The organism is Kitasatospora setae KM-6054, assembly GCF_000269985.1.
GTDB classification, from domain to species: Bacteria; Actinomycetota; Actinomycetes; order Streptomycetales; family Streptomycetaceae; genus Kitasatospora; species Kitasatospora setae.
Genome location: NC_016109.1, coordinates 6,992,017 through 7,010,188 on the forward strand (window position 1 = coordinate 6,992,017; position 18,172 = coordinate 7,010,188).

The window sequence follows — 18,172 nt, forward strand, 5'->3', positions numbered from 1 at the left end:
CGGGTGAGCTCACCCTTCGACCTGCCCGCCGCCGCTGCCGCCTCCGACGCGCCCGCGCCCGCTACCGCCTCCGACGCGCCCGCGCCCGCGCCCGCCGTGGGCGGGGCCGCCGAGGACCGCGACACCCGCCCGCAGTACGTGCTGCCGCTGGTGGTCCGGCTGGAACGGGCCGACCCGCCCGCCCGCACCGACGCGCTGGAGACCTCCGCCCGCGCCGTCCTCACCCTGCTCGCCGACCCCCGGACCACCGACCCGGACGGCGAGTGGACCGAGCGGGTCGCCGCCTGGGAGGACGCCCGGATCCGCAAGGTGGTCCGGCGCGCCCGCGGCGGCGAGTGGCGCAAGGCGGGCGAACTCCCCGGCATCACCGTCACCGGCCCCGGCGGCGCCGAGGTCCGGGTCTTCCCGCCGATCCCGCTGGACGGCTGGCCCAAGGAACTCGCCAAGCTCCAGGTCTCCGGCACCGACCTCGACGACCCCGAGCCCCCCGCCCCCGTTCCCGACGGCGTCCCCGTCCTCTGGCTCAACCCCACCCTCGAGATGAGCGCCGGCAAGACCATGGCCCAGACCGGCCACGCCGCCCAGCTCGCCTGGTGGGCCCTCGACGACGCCCACCGCGGGAAGTGGGCCGCCGACGGCTTCCCCCTCGCCGTCCGCACCGCCCCCACCGCCGCCTGGCCCGCCCTCACCGACGGCCGCCTCCCGGTCGTCCGCGACGCCGGATTCACCGAGATCGCCCCCGGCAGCGCCACCGTCGTCGCCGACCACCCGGCCCTGCACGCCCGCTGACGCGCGACGCGGACGGAGCAGGGGAACGGCCCGGACGGATCCCCTCTCGCCGGTTCGTCCGTTTCTCCGTGCCGCCGCCCCGGCGCGAGTAGCTTGTCGGTGTGGTCGCCGAGGGGCGGCGACAGGGGGAGGAATCCGATGGGGCAGCAGTTGGCGCGGGTACCGCTGGACGGCGGGGGATCGATCCTGGTCGAAGCCGTGGACGGTGCGGTCGGGCCCCTGAAGGCCAGCCGGATGGGCGACGCGATCCGTGAGCTGCCGGTGGGGCTGGGCGCGGCCCTGGAGCCTGTCACCGATCTGGCCCGCACGGTGCTGGCGCGGCTGCGCGACGCGGGACCGGCGGAGCTGGAGGTCGAGTTCGGGGTCGATCTCGCCACGGAGGCCGGGGTGGTGATCACCAAGACGGCCGCCAACTGCCACCTGACCGTGAAGCTGACCTGGCGCAAGGAAGAGGCCGAGAGCGCCCCCGCCCAGGCGCCGGACAGCGCGGGGACGGACTGATCCCGTGGACGCCGTGCCCGGGGCCGGCAGGCCCGACGCGCTGGCAGCCGCGGTGGCCCAGATCTGCGGCGCCAACGGGGAGGTCCTGGGTACGGGCTTCCTGGTCGCCGACAACCTGCTGGTCAGCTGCGCGCACGTGCTGGCCGCGGGCGGCTACCGCCCCGGGCACGTCGTGCGGGTGTGCTTCCCGCGGCTGCCCGGCGCCCCGGAGCCGACGGGCCGGGTGTTGACGGAGGGGTGGCGCGACCCGCAGGAGCAGGACACCGCCCTGGTCCTGCTGGACGGCGTGCCGACGGGCACGGCCCCGCTCCGGCTGGGATCGGCCGCGGGCTGCCGCGGGCATCGGGTCCGCTCGCTCGGCTTCCCCACCCAGGCCCCGCCGGGCGGCCACTTCGGCTCCGGCGCGGTACTCGGACTGCTGCCCGCCGCCGACCGGGTCGGCGACCTGCTGCAACTGACCGGCGCCAACGACCTGACCACCGGGTTCAGTGGCGGACCCGTCCTCGACGAGACGACCGGCCTGGTGGTCGGCATGGTCACCGCGATCACGTCGCCTGACGGCAACGACCGGGGCCAGGGCATCGCCTACGCCACGCCAACCGAGGTGCTGCGGGAGGCCTGGCCCGCGCTCAGGGTGAGCGACGTGTCGCCGTACCGGGGGCTCGAGCCGTTCGCCGCCGAGCACGCCCGCTGGTTCCGCGGCCGCGAGGAGGCGGTGCGCCAGGCCATGGAGGCGCTGGGCGGCGGACAGCGAGTGCTGCTGCTGCTCGGGCCCTCGGGAGCGGGGAAGTCCTCCCTGGTCCAGGCCGGGGTGTTGCCCGAGCTGGCTGCCGGGCGGCTGCCGGGCAGCGACCGCTGGCGCCAGGTGCTGGTGCGCCCCGGCCCCGACCTGCGGGCCGCCCTCGGACCGGCCGGACCGCTCGCGGGAGGTGATGCGCCCCCGGTCGGCGGCCCGGGAGCCGGGCCGGCCCGGGAGCGTGTGGTCCTGGTCGTCGACCAGTTCGAGGAACTCCTCGCCCCCGCCGAGGAACCCCTCGCACCCACTGGCGAGCCCCGGGTGGAGGACCTCGGAGCACTCACCGCGCTCGCCCGCGCGATCCTTTCCACTGCGGCCGGGGCGTCGGCCGCCGCGGGCTCCGCCGCCGCCGACGCCGTCCTCGTGCTCGTCATGCGCGACGACTTCTACCCCCAGCTGTCCGTCCTGGCCCCCGAGCTGCTACAGGCCCTGCTGGGTGCGCGTGGCGTGCTCAACGTGCCTGCCACGCTGACCAGTACGGAACTGGCCGCGATCGTCACGGCGCCCGCCGCCGACCTGCGGGTCGACTTCGAGGAAGGGCTGGCCCAGCGGATCGTCTCCGACGTCCTGTCCCTCCCCTCCCGCGGCGCCGCCCGCTTCGAGGCCCCGGTCACCGTGCTGCCGCTGCTGGAAGTCGCGCTCAGCCGGCTGTGGGAGAGCCGCCTCCGCCACGGCGGTCTCCTCACCCATGAGGCCTACCTCGGCATCGGCACCGTGACCGGAGCCCTGGCCAGCTGGTGCGACGCCGCCCTGCGCGAACTCGACGGACAGCAGGTGCTCGTTGCCCGACAGGTCCTCACCGCCCTGGTCCGCCCCGCCAACCAGGCCCTGAACACCCCGGCGGCACGCCAGCAGCTCCGACTCGACGAACTGCGCCAACTCGCCGCCGCCGACGGCACGCCCCGGGCGTGGCAGGCCGTCGACGAAGTCCTGGCCGTGCTCTCCCGGCACCGCGTCATCACGACCGACCGGGTGCACGCGTCGCCGGGGTCGGCCGACGCGGCGACCGGGACACCGATGGCCGAACTGATCCACGACGCCCTCATCCGCGAGTGGCCCACCCTGCGCCTCTGGATGGAGCCGGTCGCCCGGTACCAGGAATGGCTCGACCGGGCCCGCATCCAGTACGCCCGCTGGCAGGAGCACCGCAACCCCCAGGACCTGCCCGCGGGAACGTTCCTGGCCGAGGGCGCGGACCTGGCGCGCCGGCACCCGATGCCCGCCGAGCTCGCGGCGTTCCTGGACGCGGGCCGGCGCCACCAGCAAGCCGCGGTCCGGCGCAGCAGGCGCCTCAACGCGATCCTGGCGACCTTCCTCGTCCTCGCCCTGCTCGCCTCCGGACTGGCGTTCTGGCAGCGGCAGACGGCCGTCACCGCCCAGCGGGAAGCCGTCGCCGCCCAGGGGACCGCCCAGTCCCGGCAGCACACTGCCCAGTCCCGGCAGCTCGCCGTCGAGTCCGGCTCGCTCCTCGCCACCGACCCGGACCTCGCCTCGCTGCTGGCCGTCGCCGCCTACCGCACCGACCCGACCTCGGAGGCCGCCCGGGCCCTCAGCGCCGCCGCCGCCCTGCCGCTGCGCCGGCGGCTCGGCCACAAGAACGGCGTCGACGCGGTGGCGTTCAGTCCCGACGGACGGACCCTCGCCGCCGCCGACTGGGACCACGCGGTGCGGTTGCGCGACATGGCCACCGGCCGGACCACCGGCACCCTCACCGACCGCTCCGGCCCCGTGTTCTCGGTGGCGTTCAGCCCCGACGGGCGCACCCTCGCCACCGGCGGCGAAGGCGCGGCGCTGCTGTGGGACGTGGCCACCGGCCGGACCACGGCGACCCTCGCCGGCTTCACCGGCGCCGTGTTCTCGCTGGCGTTCAGCCCGGACGGGCGGACCCTCGCCACCGGCGGCTGGGACCGGACCGTGCGGTTGTGGGACCCGGCCACCGGCCGGACCACCGCGACCCTCACCGGCCACACCGCCAACGTCGCCTCGCTGGCGTTCAGCCCGGACGGGAGCACCCTCGCCACCGCCAGCGAGGACGGCACGGCGCGGTTGTGGGACGTGGCCACCGGCCGGACCACCGCGACCTTCACCAACAGCTCCGGCCCCGTGGGCGCGGTGGCGTTCAGCCCGGACGGGCGGACCCTCGCCACCGGCGGCGGCGAGGGCGCGGCGCTGCTGTGGGAGGTGGCCACCGGCCGGACCATCGCGACCCTGACCGGCCACACCGGCGCCGTGTTCTCGCTGGCGTTCAGCCCGGACGGACGCACCCTCGCCACCGGCGGCTGGGACCACAGCGTCCGGTTGTGGGACGTGGCCGCCGGCCGGACCACCGCCACCCTCGCCGGCCACACCGGCACCGTCGCCTCGGTGGCGTTCAGCCCGGACGGGCGCACCCTCGCCACCGGCAGCTGGGACAAGACCGTGCGCTTGTGGGACCCGGCCCCCAGCCCGACCACCACCCTCGCCGGCCACACCACCACCCTCGCCTCGGTGGCGTTCAGTCCGGACGGACGCACCCTCGCCACCGTCGGCGACACCACGGCGCTGCTGTGGGACGTGGCCACCGGCCGGACCACCGCCAACCTCACCGGCCACAGCGCGCTGGAGACGGTGGCGTTCAGCCCCGACGGGCGCACCCTCGCCACCAGCGGGGAGGACGGCACGGCGCTGCTGTGGGACGTGGCCGCCGGCCGGACCACCGCGACCCTGACCGGCCACACCATCGCCGTCGTCTCGGTGGCGTTCAGCCCCGACGGGCGGACCCTCGCCACCGGCGGCGGCGACGACACGGCGCGCTTGTGGGATGTGGCCACGGCCCGGACCATCGACACCCTCGACGGCCACACCGACACCGTCGTCTCGGTCGCGTTCAGTCCCGACGGGCGGACCCTCGCCACCGGCAGCGCCGACAGCACCGCGCGGCTGTGGGATGTGGCCACCGGCCGGACCACCGCCACTTTCAGAGGCCACGCGGGTTCCGTGGGCGCGGTGGCGTTCAGTCCCGACGGGCGGACCCTCGCCACCGGCAGCGCCGATAGCACGGCGCTGCTGTGGGACGTGGCCGCCGGCCGGACCACCGCGACCCTGACCGGCCACACCGGCCCCGTCGTCTCGGTGGCGTTCAGTCCGGACGGGCGGACCCTCGCCACCGGCAGCGCCGACAGCACCGCGCGGCTGTGGGACGTGGCCACCGGCCGAAGCATCGCCACCCTGACCGGCCACACCGGCAACGTCTCTTCGGTGGCGTTCAGCCCTGACGGGCGCACCCTCGCCACCGGCAGCATCGACAGCACCGCGCGGCTGTGGCCCATCACCGACCCGTCCACGGCGATCGGCATCATCTGCGGGGCTGTCGCCCGCGACCTCGCCACCAAGGAGAAGGCGCTGTACCTGCCGGCCGATCAGGCCGGCCAGTCCGTCTGCCCGTAGGACACCGGTCGGGGACGGCACGTGCCGGACGTGGCGTTCCCGTCCTTCGAGATCTCGGTGCCGGACCGGGCCACGGTCGCGGAGCTCCAGGGCCGCTGCCTGGTCGAAGCGGCCCTCGCCGGCTGACCGCGCCGAATCGACGGATTGCGCAACTCTCCCGTTGCGGAGCGGAGTTGACCTAATCTGACCGAATACGGGGTAGGGATGGGTGAGTGTGCGAACGCCGCACCGACCACCGGCCGGCGACGGCCAGGGCAGGGGGAGCCGTGAGCGCGAGATTCCAGCAGGTCCGGCTGGACGACGGGACCGAGATCTGGGTCGGCGTCAGCGAACTGCCGCCCGAGGTCGGGGGCGGGCGCCCCGAGGAGTGGGAGGAGGTCGGCGCCTGGGACGCGGTGGCCGCCCGGGTCGAGGGGCTGGACGAGGTGGTGACCGGCGTGGCCCGCTGGGTGCGGGACGCGGCGGCGCGGGTCGCCCCGGACGAGTGGGGCGTCACCTTCGGGGTCAACGTCGCGGCCCGGCCGGGCAAGGCGGTGGCGCTGCTCGCGGACGGCAGCGTCGGCGCGAACCTGTCGGTCACCCTGACCTGGCGGCGGGACGGGGCGGCGGCGTCGGAGTCCGGGGCGGAGGCGGGCACGGCAGCGGCAGCGGCGATAGCGGACCAGGACCAGGACCAGGACCAGGACCAGGACCAGGACCAAGACCAGGACCAGGAGCCCCGGCCGCCGGTGGCCAGTGAGTGAGTGGCCCGCGTCCGACGAGCTGATCCTGCTGGCGAAGTCGGCCACCGTCGGCATCGGCGACCCGCCCGGCGCCCGGGCCCCGCGGCTGTGGGGGAGCGGGGTGCTGGTCGCGCCCGGCTGGGTGCTGACCTGCGCGCACCTGTTCGTCTCGGCCGGGGGCGAGCGGCGCGGCACGGCCGAGGGCGAGACGGTCGGCGTCCAGCTCGGCGGGCGGCTGCTGCGCGGCCGACTCGCGTACCTGGTCGAGGAGTTCAGGGACGGGCGGGCGCCCGACCTGGCGCTGGTCGCGCTGCCGGAGGGGCCGGAGCGGCCGGAGGCGCAGCCGGTGGCCTGGCTGGGCGAGCGGGAGCCGCTGCTGTGCGAGAACGCCCACCTGTACGGCTACCAGCCGGGCGGCGCGGCCGGGGAGGGCTTCACGCCGGTCGACTCCAGTTGCCGGGTCACCGGGCAGGACGGCCGCTACCTCCAGGTGGCGGCGGTCAGCCGGCTGCGCAAGGGCTACTCGGGCGGCCCGCTGGTGGACGAGGACCGCGGCGAGGTGGTCGGCCTGGTCCGGGCCCGGGACGGCGACGAGCTGGGCCTGGTGGTCCCGGTCGGCGCAGTGCACGAGCTGGCCGCCCGCCACCACCGGCCCGGCGCGCCGGACCTGGGCCCGCAGCCCGGACGCGAGCTGCTGCGCCGGCACGACGTCTGGCACGTCCGCCACCAGGACCGCCCCGGACGCACCTCCGCCAGCTGGACCGACGTCCGGCGCCGGCTGCCCCGCCAGCGCGGCAGCTGGACGCCGCTGGACCGGCTGGCCGAACTCGACTGGCTGTCCCGGCTGCCCGCCCCCGCCCGGCCCGAGGTGGTCGGCCAGCTGATGCCGAACGTGGCCGCCCGCCCGGCCGACGACTGGCCCGTCCCGCTGCTGACCTGGCGCGACGGCTACGTCCGGCTCGGCGACAGCGAGGCCCACCACCTGCGGTTCCTGCTCGCGGTGGTGGCCGAGCTCTCCCGCGGCCCCGACCCGGCCGTCCGCGAGACGGTGACCGGGCTGGCCAGCTGGGTCTCGGTCCGCCGCCGGGAGGTCGCCCTCGCCGAGCGGCCGGAGCTCGAACACGCCCGCCGCCGCCCGGAGTCCGTCCTGCTGGAGTTCACGCCGCTGCTCGGCTACGGCCGGCAGGAGCGCGCCTACCGGTGGAGCATCAGCCACGGCTTCGGCGAGGGCGAGTGGCGCCCGGCCCGGCAGGGCGGGGACGACCCGGGCCGCGGCGGCCGGCTCAGCCTGCCGGAGGCGGTCGGCGAGGTCCGCGACCAGCTGCGCGACGTCCTGCTCGACGCCGACGGGCCGCAGCCGGACGGCCGGGAGGCGCGGGCCCGGGTCGAGGTCGCCGCGCCGATGGCCGAACTGCTCGCCCCGGCGCACGCCTGGCGGGCCGGCAGCGGCCGGCTGGGCACCGAGCGCGAGGTGGTGCTGCGCCACCGCCCGCCCGCCGGCGCGCCCGGCGACGATCCGGCGCTCCGGGCGCACCAGTGGCAGCGGCTCGCCACCGCGCGCCGCCTCGCGCCCCGCCCGGTCGAGGCCGACACCGACCTGCTCCAGGCCCGCAACGGTCTCGGCGGCACCCTGATGGCCCTCGCCGAACTCGACGAGGCCCACGAGCTGTACGAGAGCGTCTGGCAGCAGTACAGCGCCGTCCTCGGCCCCGAGGACCCCACCACCCTCCAGGCCCGCGGCAACTACGGCCTCGCGCTCAGCCTGCTCGGCCGCTACCAGGACGCGCTCACCGTGCACGGCGAGGTGCTCGCCGTCCGCGAACGGCTGCTGCCCCGCGGCCACCACCAGACCCTGCAGAGCGGGCTGCTCTACGCCCGGATCCTGCGGCTGATCGGCCGCTACCCCGAGGCGCAGTCCCGGCAGGAGCTGAACGCCCGCCAGCACCGCCAGATCCTCGGCCAGGGCAACCCCGCCACGCTCGCCGCCGAACACAACCTCGCCCAGTGCATGCGCCGCAGCGGCGACCTGGCCGGCGGCGCCCAGCTGATGCGCGCCGTGGTCAACTCCTCGCTCCAACTGCACGGCCCCGGCAGCCCCGACACCATCCTGGTGCAGGCCGACTGGGCGACCTTCCTGCGCCAGCGCGGCGACCTCACCGCCGCCGCCGAACTCTCCCAGGCCGTCACCGACCAGTACCACGACCTGGTCGGCCCCGCCCACCCCTACACCGTCGGCACCCGCGGCAACCTCGCCCTGCTCCACCAGGTCTACGGCGAACGGCACACCGCCCTGCGGATCGCCACCGAAGCCTGGGAGGGCATGGCCGCCGCCGTCGGACCCGACCACCCCTGGACGCTCGGCTGCGCCCTCAACCTCTCCGCCGCCCGCCAGCTCGCCGGCGACGACGAGGCCGCCCTCGCCCTCAGCCGCGACACCCTGGCCCGCAGCACCGCCGCCCTCGGCCCCGAACACCCCCTCACCTTCTCCGGCCAGGCCGCCCTCGCGATGGACCTGCGGCTGGTCCGCGAAGCCGACGAGGCCGCCCGGGTCGAGACCGAGGTCCTGGCCCGGCTCTCCCGCGTCCTCGGCCCCGAACACCCGCACACCGTCGCGGTCCGCCGCCGGGACCGGCCCTACTGGGACTTCGAACCCCAGCCGATCTGAGCCGGTCCCGATCCGAGCCGGCCCCGGGCGGCGCGCGCCCGGGGCCGTACGCGGCTCAGCCCGCGCGGAGTTCCGCGCGGGCCAGGGCCGTCACCGAGAGCAGCAGCACCGCCGTCCCCAGCACGGCCGCCGGGGTGAGCGGCTCGTCCAGGACGGCGGCCGCGAGCACGGTGGCGCTGAGCGGTTCGATCAGCGCTACCACCGAGGCCGTCGCGGCCCGGATCACCGCCGCGCCCGCGAAGTACAGGGCGTACGCGAGGGCGGTCGGCACGGTGGCCAGGTAGCCGAGCAGCAGCAGCGTCGAGGGCAGCGAGCCGGCGGCCGGCAGCGGGCCCTCGGCCAGCGCGAACGGGAACAGGCAGGCCGCGCAGACTCCGAACGACCACAGCGTGGTGGCCGCCGGGTCGTCGACCGCCCCGGTGCGGGCGGCCCGGTGCCGGGTGGCCACGGTGATCGCCGCGTAGCCCGCCGCCGAGGCCAACGCCCAGGCCAGGCCCGCCGGTTCGAACCCGGCCCGGCCGGCCGGGCCGTCGGTGCCGCCGGCACCGCCCAGCACCAGCACGCCCAGGCCGAGCACCGCCCCGGCCACCGCCGCCAGCCCGGCCCGGCCCAGCCGCTCACCCGTCAGCAGCCGCCCGCCGAACGCCACCAGCACCGGCGCCGACCCGAGCGTCACCACGGTCGCCACCGCCAGCCCCGCGTCCCGGACGGCCAGGAAGTACGCGGCCTGGAACAGCGTCAGCCCGAGGCCGTTCAGCAGGATCCGGCCCACCGCCGGACGCGCCACCGCCGGACGCGCCGCCGCCCGGGCCGCCGACCGCGCCGCCGACCGCCCCCGGCCGGTGAACGGGCGCAGCGCCAGCAGCACCGCCGCACCGCCCAGCGAACGCCAGAACGTCAACGCGAGCGGCCCCAGGCCGCTGTGCCGGAACAGCAGCGCGGCCGCCGCTCCGGCGGTGCCCCAGGCGGTGGCGGCGAGGGCGACGTACAGCAGGCCCCGCCGCGCGGGCAGGGCGGAGGAAGGAAAGAGGGACAACGCGGGACTCCCGGAAAGCCGTGATGGTCGGTGGGCCACGGAAGCGGGCAGCACCGACCGGCCCGGGAACACCCGCCCACGGAGGGGGAGGGGCCCGGACGGGCTCAGGAAGTGGCCGGCCGCCCGCTCAGCGGGCGGGAGGGGGCAGGACGCCGCGATGCATGCCCGCCACTGTACGGGACCGCCGTGCGGGACCGCCGGGGGTTCACCGGCCGGTCGGTGCCAGGGTGGCGACCAGGTCGGGGGCGGTGAGGCGGCGCAGGGCGTCCGGTGCGGCGTCCAGCGGGCCGGGGTGCAGCCGGTACAGCTCGCCGCGCAGGCCCGCCGAGGCGGGCAGGTCGGCGTCCAGCAGGGCGAGGAAGGCGGGCCGTCCGGCGAGCAGGGCGGGCAGCGGTTCGGTGACCGGCGGCCCGTCCGGGGCGTGCCGCAGGCGCAGCCGGTCGGCGAACTCGCCGGTCTCCTCGGCCGGTTCGCGCCGCCAGCGGCGGACGGTGCCGTCCAGGCCGCGCACCAGCACCTCGCCGGTGGCGTGGGCGGCCCGGGCGCAGGCGACGTCCCACAGGGTGGCGCGCCGCTCGGGGGAGAAGTGGTCGAGCACGTCGGAGCACAGCTCGGCGAGCGCGTCGTGGTGCCGGGCGACGCTGTGGTGGCCGCCACTGGCCGCGGTGTTGAGGTCGGTCCAGGTGAACCGGCGGTCGGCCAGGTCGATGATCAGCGGGACGGACACCTTGGCGTCGCCGGTCAGGTCCATCCGCTGGCGGACGGCGCGGGCCGACAGCGGCCGCCCGTCCGGGCGTCCGTCCGGCCGGGTGCCGGCATCGGCGCCGTCGAGCTCGGCGAAGCCGGTGAACGCCTCCGGCAGCCGGTCGAACGGGATGTCGTTGTAGCTGAACACCACCATCACCGCGTACCGGGCCCCGGCGGCGCGCAGCGCGGCGAAGTCCAGGTCGACGAACTCGCTGGCGCCCTTCGGCGGCGGCGCCGCCACGTAGTCCCCCGAGTGCACGGCGGCGCGCCGCCCGAACAGCAGCCGGGTGTAGTCGCAGCGGCCGCGCAGCCGCCACTCCTCGTCGTACAGGGCCACCGACAGGTCCAGGTCGACGCGCTGGTGGTGCGGCTGCGTCCAGTGCAGGAACAGCCGCAGCCGCTCGCCCGGCGGCAGCGGCAGCCGGCTGCCGCGCGGCACCGACACCAGCGCGCGGGCCGCCGAGCGCTCCGCGAACGGCACCGACATGCCGGTCAACGCCTCGTCCAGCAGCGCGACTTCGGGACGCTCGGGGAGCGTCGCGGCGGACCGGCGGAGCAGCTCGGCCTCGATCGCGGCGACCACCGGGGCGCTGGAGCGGGCCGGGACGGCGGTGCCGTGGTCCGCCCGGCCGTGCGCCAGCGAGACCAGCCCGCGCGGGAAGTACAGCCGGCGCTCGCCCGCGGCGCGCGGCCCGCGCAGTCGGCCGTACGCGCCGAGCAGCGGGCCGGGACCGACCCGGGGCAGCGCCCGGGCCAGCACCGCCGACAGCTCGGCGGGCGGCGGCGTGCCCGGCGCCATGATCTCGTGCACCCGCAGCAGGTGGTGCAGGCGGCGCACCAACTCTCCCGGTCGGTGGGCGAGTTCGGCCAGCGCGCCGGAGGTGTCGCCGACCGCGAGCAGGCCCTCGACCCGGGCGGCGAAGCCGGTGTGCGCGAGCCGGCGGCGCCCGTCGACGGTCTCCACCCGCAGCGGCGCGGGCGGTTCGGCGAACGCGGGGGAGACGGCGTCCAGGTCGGTGCCGCGCAGCAGCGCGAACGCGGCCGCCGCGGCCGGGAACCGGCCGCGGTACTCGAACGGGTGCAGCAACTCGCCCGCGCGCAGCCAGGGTTCGCGGTGGCGGCGGAGGTCCTCGGCCAGCGAGGCGGTCGGCAGCCCGTCCAGCACGCCCAGCAGCCCGCGGCGCAGCGGCCGGGACAGGCCGCGCAGCCGCAGCCGGCGGGCGGTGGCCGGCAGCAGGTCCGGCTCGGCGTCGGAGTGCGCCCACAGCAGGCGCAGCACGTCGGTCGCGGTGGTGATCCGCTCGGCCAGCACCGGCAGCGACAACACGCCTTCGCGGCGCAGCAGTTCGGCCAGCACCACGGCCTTGGTCTCGCGGACCGGGATCTCCGCCGGCAGCAGCGCCGCCAGCTCGGCGGGGGCGTGTGCCAGCAGGGTGGCCAGGTCGTCGCGGTCCTGCGGGTTCAGCGCCGTCCGGCGGGTCAGCAGGCCGGTCAGCTCGTCCAGCGCGGCCGCGGTCTCGTCCTGGGCGAGCAGCCGCAGCGGCTTCAGCAGCGAGCCGCGCGGCTCGCGCGGCTGCGGATCGCCCTTGCGCGGCGGGGCCTGCTCGCGCGCGGCCTTGCGCCTGCCGCCGAACAGGAACGGGTGGACGGCCAGCCGCTCCCCGCAGGACGGGCAGTGCGGCGGGCCGTCCTGTGCCTCCAGGCAGTCCGGGCAGAGCAGGTGCGCGCACGGGGCGAGCAGGCCGATCCCGACCTCCGCGCCGCGCCGGCCGCAGCGCGCGCACGGCTGGTGCGGCTGGCCGCGCAGGAACGCCCGCATCCGGCGGTTGTGGTGGAGGTGCGCGACCTCCGGCACCGCGTCCGGGAAGCGGCGGAACAGCGGGGTGTGCTCGCGGTCGGTGCCCAGCAGGTGGTCGATCCGGCCGAGCAGCGCGCCGCCGACGGCGGCCAGCCGCAACGGCGCCGAACGGGCCAGCGCGGCCCGCAGCTCGACGGTCAGCAGGTAACCGCGGGCCGCCAGGTCGGCGTCCAGCGCGGTCAGCCCGCGCAGGCTCCACGGATCGGCGGCGGGCAGCAGCTCGGCCGGATCCACCGCGACGGCGGTGCGGCGGCGGAGCAGGAAGGAGCCGAGGTCGAGGTCGACGCGGACGTCGAACTTCACCGGGAGGGCTCGGGGCATGCGGAGAGGACCCCCAGGGGGAGGCGGAAGACGAAGGAGCGGGCGGAGAGGGGGCGCGCTGGTTCTTTTCGGAAAAGGGAGAAGGAAGCACGCCGCGGAGCCGCCCGCGACCGCCACCCTAGGAGCAACCCGCCGCGCCCGCCAGCGAATTAACCCGCTCAACCCGCCCGCCCGGGTCGGCGCGCGGGCCGGTCAGGCCGGGTAGGCGTGGGTCTGGGTGGCCTTGACGGCGGCCCAGACCCGGGTGCCGGGGGTGAGGTCGAGGTCGGCGGCGGCGGTGGGGGTGAGGTCGGCGGCGAGCGGGAGGGGGCCGGTGAGGTCGACCCGGAAGCGGTCGCCGTGCAGGTCGAGGCCGGCGACGGTGCAGGGGAAGAGGTTGCGGGCGCTGGTCTCGGGGCGGTGCCGGTGCAGGGTGACCGCGTCGGGCGGGAAGGCGACGAACGCGGGGCCGGTCAGGTCCTCGTCGGTGGCCAGCACCTGGCCCTCGGGGAGGGTGACCCGCCGGCCGTCGGCGGTGCCCTGGTAGAGGTTGAGGCCGACCAGCCGGGCGATGTAGTCGGTGCGCGGGTGCCGGGCCACCTCGGCGGGGCGGCCGCTCTGCACGACCCGGCCGCCCTCGATCACGACGAGCCGGTCGGCGAGCACCATGGCGTCCAGCGGGTCGTGCGTGACCAGCACCGCGACGGCCTCGAACTCGGCCAGGTGACGCCGGAGTTCGGCCCGCACGTCGAGCCGGGTGCGGGCGTCCAGCGCGGCCAGCGGCTCGTCCAGCAGCAGCAGCCGGGGCCGGACGGCCAGCGCCCGGGCCAGCGCGACCCGCTGCTGCTGGCCGCCGGAGAGCTTCGCGGGGCGGCGTCCGGCGTGCTCGGCCAGGCCCATCCGCTCCAGCCAGGGCAGCGCCTCGGCCCGGGCGGCGGCCCGGCGCAGGCCGCGCGAGCGCGGCCCGAAGGCGACGTTGTCGAGCGCGGACAGGTGCGGGAAGAGCAGGTAGTCCTGGAAGACCACGCCGATCGGCCGCTGCTCGGCGGGCCGGAACACGCCGTCCGCGGGGGAGTCCAGCGGGGCGCCGTCCAGCCGCAGGTGCCCGGCGGTGAGCGGCAGCAGCCCGGCCAGCGCGCGCAGCGCCGTCGACTTGCCGGCGCCGTTCGGGCCGAGCAGCGCCAGCACCTCGCCGGGGTCGGCGGTCAGCGGCACGTCCAGGGTGAACGCGCCCCGGGCGACGGTCAGCCGGGCGTCCAGGGCGGGGGAGCGGCCGTCCGGGGCGTCCGGGGCGTTCTCGGCGGGGTTCTCGGCAGGCTTCACGGGGTGGACATCCAGCGGTCGCGCAGCCCGGCGAGGACGGCGACGGAGACGGTGAGCAGGATCAGGCTGAGCGCGATCGCGGCCTCCGGGTCGGACTCCATGGCCAGGTAGACCGCCAGCGGCATGGTCTGGGTCCGGCCGGGGAAGTTGCCGGCGAAGGTGATGGTCGCGCCGAACTCGCCGAGCGCCCGGGCCCAGGCCAGCACGGCGCCGGCGCCGATGCCGGGGGCGACCAGCGGCAGGGTGACCCGGCGGAAGGCGGTCAGCCGGGAGGCGCCCAGGGTGGCGGCGGCCTCCTCGTAGCGGGGGTCGGCGGCGCGCAGCGCGCCCTCGACGCTGACCACCAGGAACGGCATCGCGACGAACGCCTCGGCGACCACCACGCCGGTGGTGGTGAACGGGAGGGTCAGGCCGGTCCAGGCGTCCAGCCAGCGGCCGACGATGCCGTTGCGGCCGAGCACCAGCAGCAGGGCCACGCCGCCGACCACCGGGGGCAGCACCAGCGGCAGGGTGACCAGGGCGCGGACCAGGCGGCGGCCGGGGAACTCGGTGCGGGCCAGCAGCCAGGCCAGCGGCACGCCGAGCAGCAGCGAGACGCCGGTGGCCAGGGTCGCCGAGAGCAGCGAGAGCTTGAGCGCCTGCCACGCCTCGGGGCCGGTCAGCAGCGCGGGCAGCGCGCTCCACGGCGCCCGGACCAGCAGCCCGAGCAGCGGCAGGACCAGGAAGGCGAGTCCGAGCAGGGCGGGCAGCAGCAGCGCGGCCGGGATCCGCCCGGCCCCCCGGGGCCGCCGCCGGCCCCGGGGGTGTGGTGCGGGGGTGGTACCGGGGTCTACCGCTGTCACGGTGCCTGGAAGCCGGCGTCGGTGAGCACCCGGCGGGCGTCCGCGGAGCTCAGGTAGCCGAGGAACGCGGCCGCGCCGTTGGCGTTCGGGGCCTTGGCGAGCGGCGCGATCTGGTAGTCGTTGACGGCCTTGGCGGCCTCGGGGAAGTTCACGCCCTCGATCTTGCCGGATCCGGCCTTGACGTCGGTCTGGTAGACCAGCGACGCGTCGACCTCGCCCAGTTCGACCTTGGTCAGGGCGCCCTTGACGTCCTGCTCGTAGGTGACCGGGGTGAGCTCCACGCCGGCCGCCTGGAGCGTGGTGACGGCGGCGGCGCCGCACGGCACCTCCTTGGCACACAGCGCGGTCTTGACGCCCTTGAGGTCCTTCAGGCCGGCGATGTTCTTCGGGTTGCCCTTGGCGACCGCGATCTCCAGCGTGTTGCGGGCGAAGACGGTCGGGTCGCCGCCGGTCAGCTTGGCGTCGGTGACGGTCTTCATGGTGGCCGGGCTGGCCGCGGCGAACACGTCGACCGGCGCGCCGGAGACGATGTTCTGGGCGAGCGCCGAGGAGCCGCCGAAGTTGAAGGTGATGCTGGTGCCGGGGTAGGCCGTCTCGAAGCGCTTGCCGAGCTCGGTGAAGGACTCCTTCAGCGAGGCCGCGGCGAACACCGTCACGGTGCCCTTCACCTCGGGCCGGGACGGCGCCGGGTTGACCGAGGCCGATCCGCCGCCGGAGCTGGTGCACGCGGTCAGGCCGACCGCGAGGGCGAGGACGGCGGAGGCGGCGAGGAGTCGTCTGGCGCTGCGCATGGATGGTTTCCCCTGGTCGTGTGGGCGCTGGCGGGCGCTGGCGGGTGGAGGAGTGGCGGACGGCTGAGGGTGCGGTCAGGTGATCATAGTGCCGCAGCTGCGGGGCTCAAGACTGCTGTCTCATCGCACAAGCGACCTTAAGAGGAACTTAAGGGTTGCATGTGCAATGCCTCAAGGGGCCGGTTCCGGTCGAACCGGTCGAACCGGACGAACCAGACGAACCGGAACGCCCACTCGTACTCCCGTTCCCCACCGGGGGATACTGACGCGGTTTCAGCGAACCGCCCCGCCAGGGCCGTTCGCCCGCCGAAGGAGGGGACCCCATGCCCGACACCCGCGTACCCGGACCCGCCGGACTGCCGCTGATCGGCTCGCTGCTCGACCTCAAGCGCGACCCGCTCGGCACCTACCTCGCCGCCCGCCGCGACCACGGCGACGTGATCCGGGTCCAGGCCGGCCCGCCCGGCCTGCGCGCCGAGCTCTGGATGGTCTTCTCGCCCGAGGGCGCCCAGCAGGTGCTCGCCACCGAATCCGCCAACTTCCGCAAGGACAACGTCTTCTACGGCGAGATCCGGGCCAGCTTCGGCAACGGCCTGCTCACCGCCCAGGACGCCGACTACCTGCGCCAGCGCCGCCTCGTCCAGCCGCTGTTCACCCGCAAACGGGTCGACCACTACGCCGACGCGATCGCCACCGAGACCGACGCGCTGGCCGCCCGCTGGGCCGACGCCCCCGACGGCACCGTCGACCTCGCCGAGGAGATGAACCGCTTCGCGCTGCGCACCGTCTCCCGGATCCTGTTCGGCCAGGACGTCGAGGAGGCCGTCGAGACCGTCCACCACGCCTTCCCGGTCCTGAACGGCTTCGTCCGCGACCGCGGCTTCTCCCCGCTCCGGCTGCCCCGGCAGTGGCCGCTGCCCTCGCACCGCAAGGCACTCGCCGCCGAGAAGGCCCTGTACGAGGTGTGCGACGCGATCATCGCCCGCCGCACCGCCACCGGCGGCGAAGACCCCGAGGGCAGCGGCGGCGACGACCTGCTCGGCCTGCTCGCCGCCGCCCGCGGCGAGGACGGCGAACAACTGGACGCCACCGAACTGCGCGAGCAGGTGCTGATCTTCCTGCTGGCCGGCCACGAGACCACCGCCACCTCGCTCACCTTCGCCCTGCACCTGCTCGGCACACACCCCGAACAGCAGGCCCGCGCCCACCGCGAGGCCGCCGCCCTGCTCGCCGACGGCCGCCGCCCCACCGCCGCCGACTACGCCGAACTCCCCTACCTCACCCAGGTGCTGAAGGAGACCATGCGGCTCTACCCGGCCGCCCCCTCGGTCGGCCGGCGGGCCGTCGCCGGCACCACGATCGGCGGCGTCGACATCCCGGCCGGCGCGGACGTCCTGGTCGTCCCGTACGTCACCCACCGCCACCCCGGACACTGGGAGGACCCGGAGCGCTTCGACCCCGAGCGCTTCACCCCCGAACGCGAGGCCGCCCGGCACCGCTACGCCTGGTTCCCGTTCGGCGGCGGACCGCGCGCCTGCATCGGCCAGCACTTCTCGATGCTGGAGGCCGTGCTCGCGCTGGCCGTGCTGCTGCGCGAGTTCGAGGTCACAGCGGTCGACACCGACGTCCCGCTCGGACAGGGCATCACCCTGGAGGTCCGCGGCCCGGTCCGGGTCAAGCTCACTCCGCGCTAGGCCCTGTCCGGCGGCCGGACGGCGGGGCGGCGGGCGCTGTCCGACCGCCCCGCTACGGTGGCGCCGACAACGGGCGACAGCGGGCGACAGCGGCAGCGGCGGAGCGGAGCGGCACGGATGGCGACCATCGAACACCCCCACTTCGGGCGGCTGGAGACCGGCGCGACCGGCGAACCGGACGCCGTCTGGACGGGCACCGCCCGACTCGGCGCGGACGAGGTCGGGCTGCTGCTGTGGGCCGGCCCCGGGCCGGGCCCGGACACCGCCGAACTCGACGCGCTCGCCGCCCGCCTCGCCGACCCGGCGGCCCTCGACGCGGCCGCCCGCGCCGCCCTCCGGACGTACCTGCTGGCCGACCGCCTCTTCATCGACCACCACGTCGAGGAACTCCCCGACAGCCCGGCGGTCCGCCACCTGCTCGAACGGGCGGCGGACGGCCAGGTCGGCGTGGACGCCTTCCTGGCCGCCCTGCGCCTGCGCACCATCGGCCTCTGGCCGGCCGGCCTGGCCGACGGGCCGCCGATCGTCCTGGACTACGTCTTCGAACCCGCGCTCAGCGACCAGATCCTGGCCGTCCGGGCCACCGCCGACGGCACGGTCACCGCCGTCGACTGGGAGAGCTGACCCCCGCCCGGGCCCGGCGCGCCGGGGGAGCGCGGGGGCGGGACACCGGGGGAGCGCG

Annotated in this window: 12 protein-coding genes; 7 read left to right on the plus strand and 5 right to left on the minus strand. The window is 76.5% G+C overall.

All coding sequences use genetic code 11. The features are described from left to right. The first annotated feature begins 3 nt into the window (after positions 1–3). The 5 genes from KSE_RS45135 (at position 4) to KSE_RS38935 (ending at position 8,899) form a co-directional block, all read left to right on the plus strand. The gene (locus KSE_RS45135) at positions 4–789 is read left to right on the plus strand and encodes a peptidyl-tRNA hydrolase (protein ID WP_014139286.1); all 786 of its coding nucleotides are present in this window, start codon (positions 4–6) and stop codon (positions 787–789) included. A gap of 138 nt (positions 790–927) precedes the next feature. After that, positions 928–1,290 carry a CU044_2847 family protein gene (locus tag KSE_RS30800; protein ID WP_014139287.1) on the plus strand — a complete coding sequence of 121 codons (363 nt, stop codon included), beginning with the start codon at positions 928–930 and terminating at the stop codon, positions 1,288–1,290. A 4-nt stretch (positions 1,291–1,294) separates the two neighbouring features. Next, the gene (locus tag KSE_RS30805) at positions 1,295–5,512 is read left to right on the plus strand and encodes an nSTAND1 domain-containing NTPase (RefSeq protein WP_106437760.1); all 4,218 of its coding nucleotides are present in this window, start codon (positions 1,295–1,297) and stop codon (positions 5,510–5,512) included. Between the two features lie 266 nt (positions 5,513–5,778). Continuing rightward, a complete protein-coding gene (locus KSE_RS30810; protein ID WP_014139289.1) occupies positions 5,779–6,255 on the plus strand; it encodes a CU044_2847 family protein in 477 nt (158 codons plus the stop codon). Further along, positions 6,248–8,899 (plus strand): tetratricopeptide repeat protein, encoded by a 2,652-nt coding sequence (locus KSE_RS38935; RefSeq protein WP_014139290.1) that lies wholly within the window; start codon positions 6,248–6,250, stop codon positions 8,897–8,899. Before KSE_RS30810 ends, KSE_RS38935 begins: the two co-directional genes overlap by 8 nt. A 55-nt stretch (positions 8,900–8,954) precedes the next feature. On the opposite strand, the gene KSE_RS30820 is transcribed toward KSE_RS38935, so the two are convergent. The 5 genes from KSE_RS30820 to modA all read right to left on the minus strand — a co-directional run bounded on the left by KSE_RS30820 (position 8,955) and on the right by modA (position 15,796). Beyond that, the gene (locus KSE_RS30820; protein WP_014139291.1) at positions 8,955–9,935 is read right to left on the minus strand and encodes a DMT family transporter; all 981 of its coding nucleotides are present in this window, start codon (positions 9,933–9,935) and stop codon (positions 8,955–8,957) included. A gap of 205 nt (positions 9,936–10,140) precedes the next feature. Beyond that, positions 10,141–12,861: an MXAN_6230/SCO0854 family RING domain-containing protein gene (locus KSE_RS30825; RefSeq protein ID WP_014139292.1), complete on the minus strand. Its 2,721-nt coding sequence runs from the start codon at positions 12,859–12,861 to the stop codon at positions 10,141–10,143. A gap of 192 nt (positions 12,862–13,053) precedes the next feature. Then, positions 13,054–14,163: an ABC transporter ATP-binding protein gene (locus KSE_RS30830; protein WP_014139293.1), complete on the minus strand. Its 1,110-nt coding sequence runs from the start codon at positions 14,161–14,163 to the stop codon at positions 13,054–13,056. Beyond that, the gene (locus KSE_RS30835; RefSeq protein ID WP_014139294.1) at positions 14,160–15,005 is read right to left on the minus strand and encodes an ABC transporter permease; all 846 of its coding nucleotides are present in this window, start codon (positions 15,003–15,005) and stop codon (positions 14,160–14,162) included. Before KSE_RS30835 ends, KSE_RS30830 begins: the two co-directional genes overlap by 4 nt. Beyond that, positions 15,002–15,796 (minus strand): molybdate ABC transporter substrate-binding protein, encoded by a 795-nt coding sequence (gene modA, locus KSE_RS30840; RefSeq protein WP_014139295.1) that lies wholly within the window; start codon positions 15,794–15,796, stop codon positions 15,002–15,004. Before modA ends, KSE_RS30835 begins: the two co-directional genes overlap by 4 nt. Positions 15,797–16,119: 323 nt before the next feature. On the opposite strand from modA, the gene KSE_RS30845 reads away from it, so the two are divergent. Together KSE_RS30845 and KSE_RS30850 are read left to right on the plus strand one after the other, a co-directional pair. Beyond that, on the plus strand, positions 16,120–17,490 hold the full coding sequence (locus KSE_RS30845) for a cytochrome P450 (protein ID WP_014139296.1): 1,371 nt from the start codon (positions 16,120–16,122) through the stop codon (positions 17,488–17,490). A 117-nt stretch (positions 17,491–17,607) separates the two neighbouring features. Then, positions 17,608–18,114, plus strand: a complete 507-nt coding sequence (locus tag KSE_RS30850; protein WP_014139297.1) for a DUF2004 domain-containing protein — start codon at positions 17,608–17,610, stop codon at positions 18,112–18,114. The last annotated feature ends 58 nt before the right edge of the window (positions 18,115–18,172 follow it).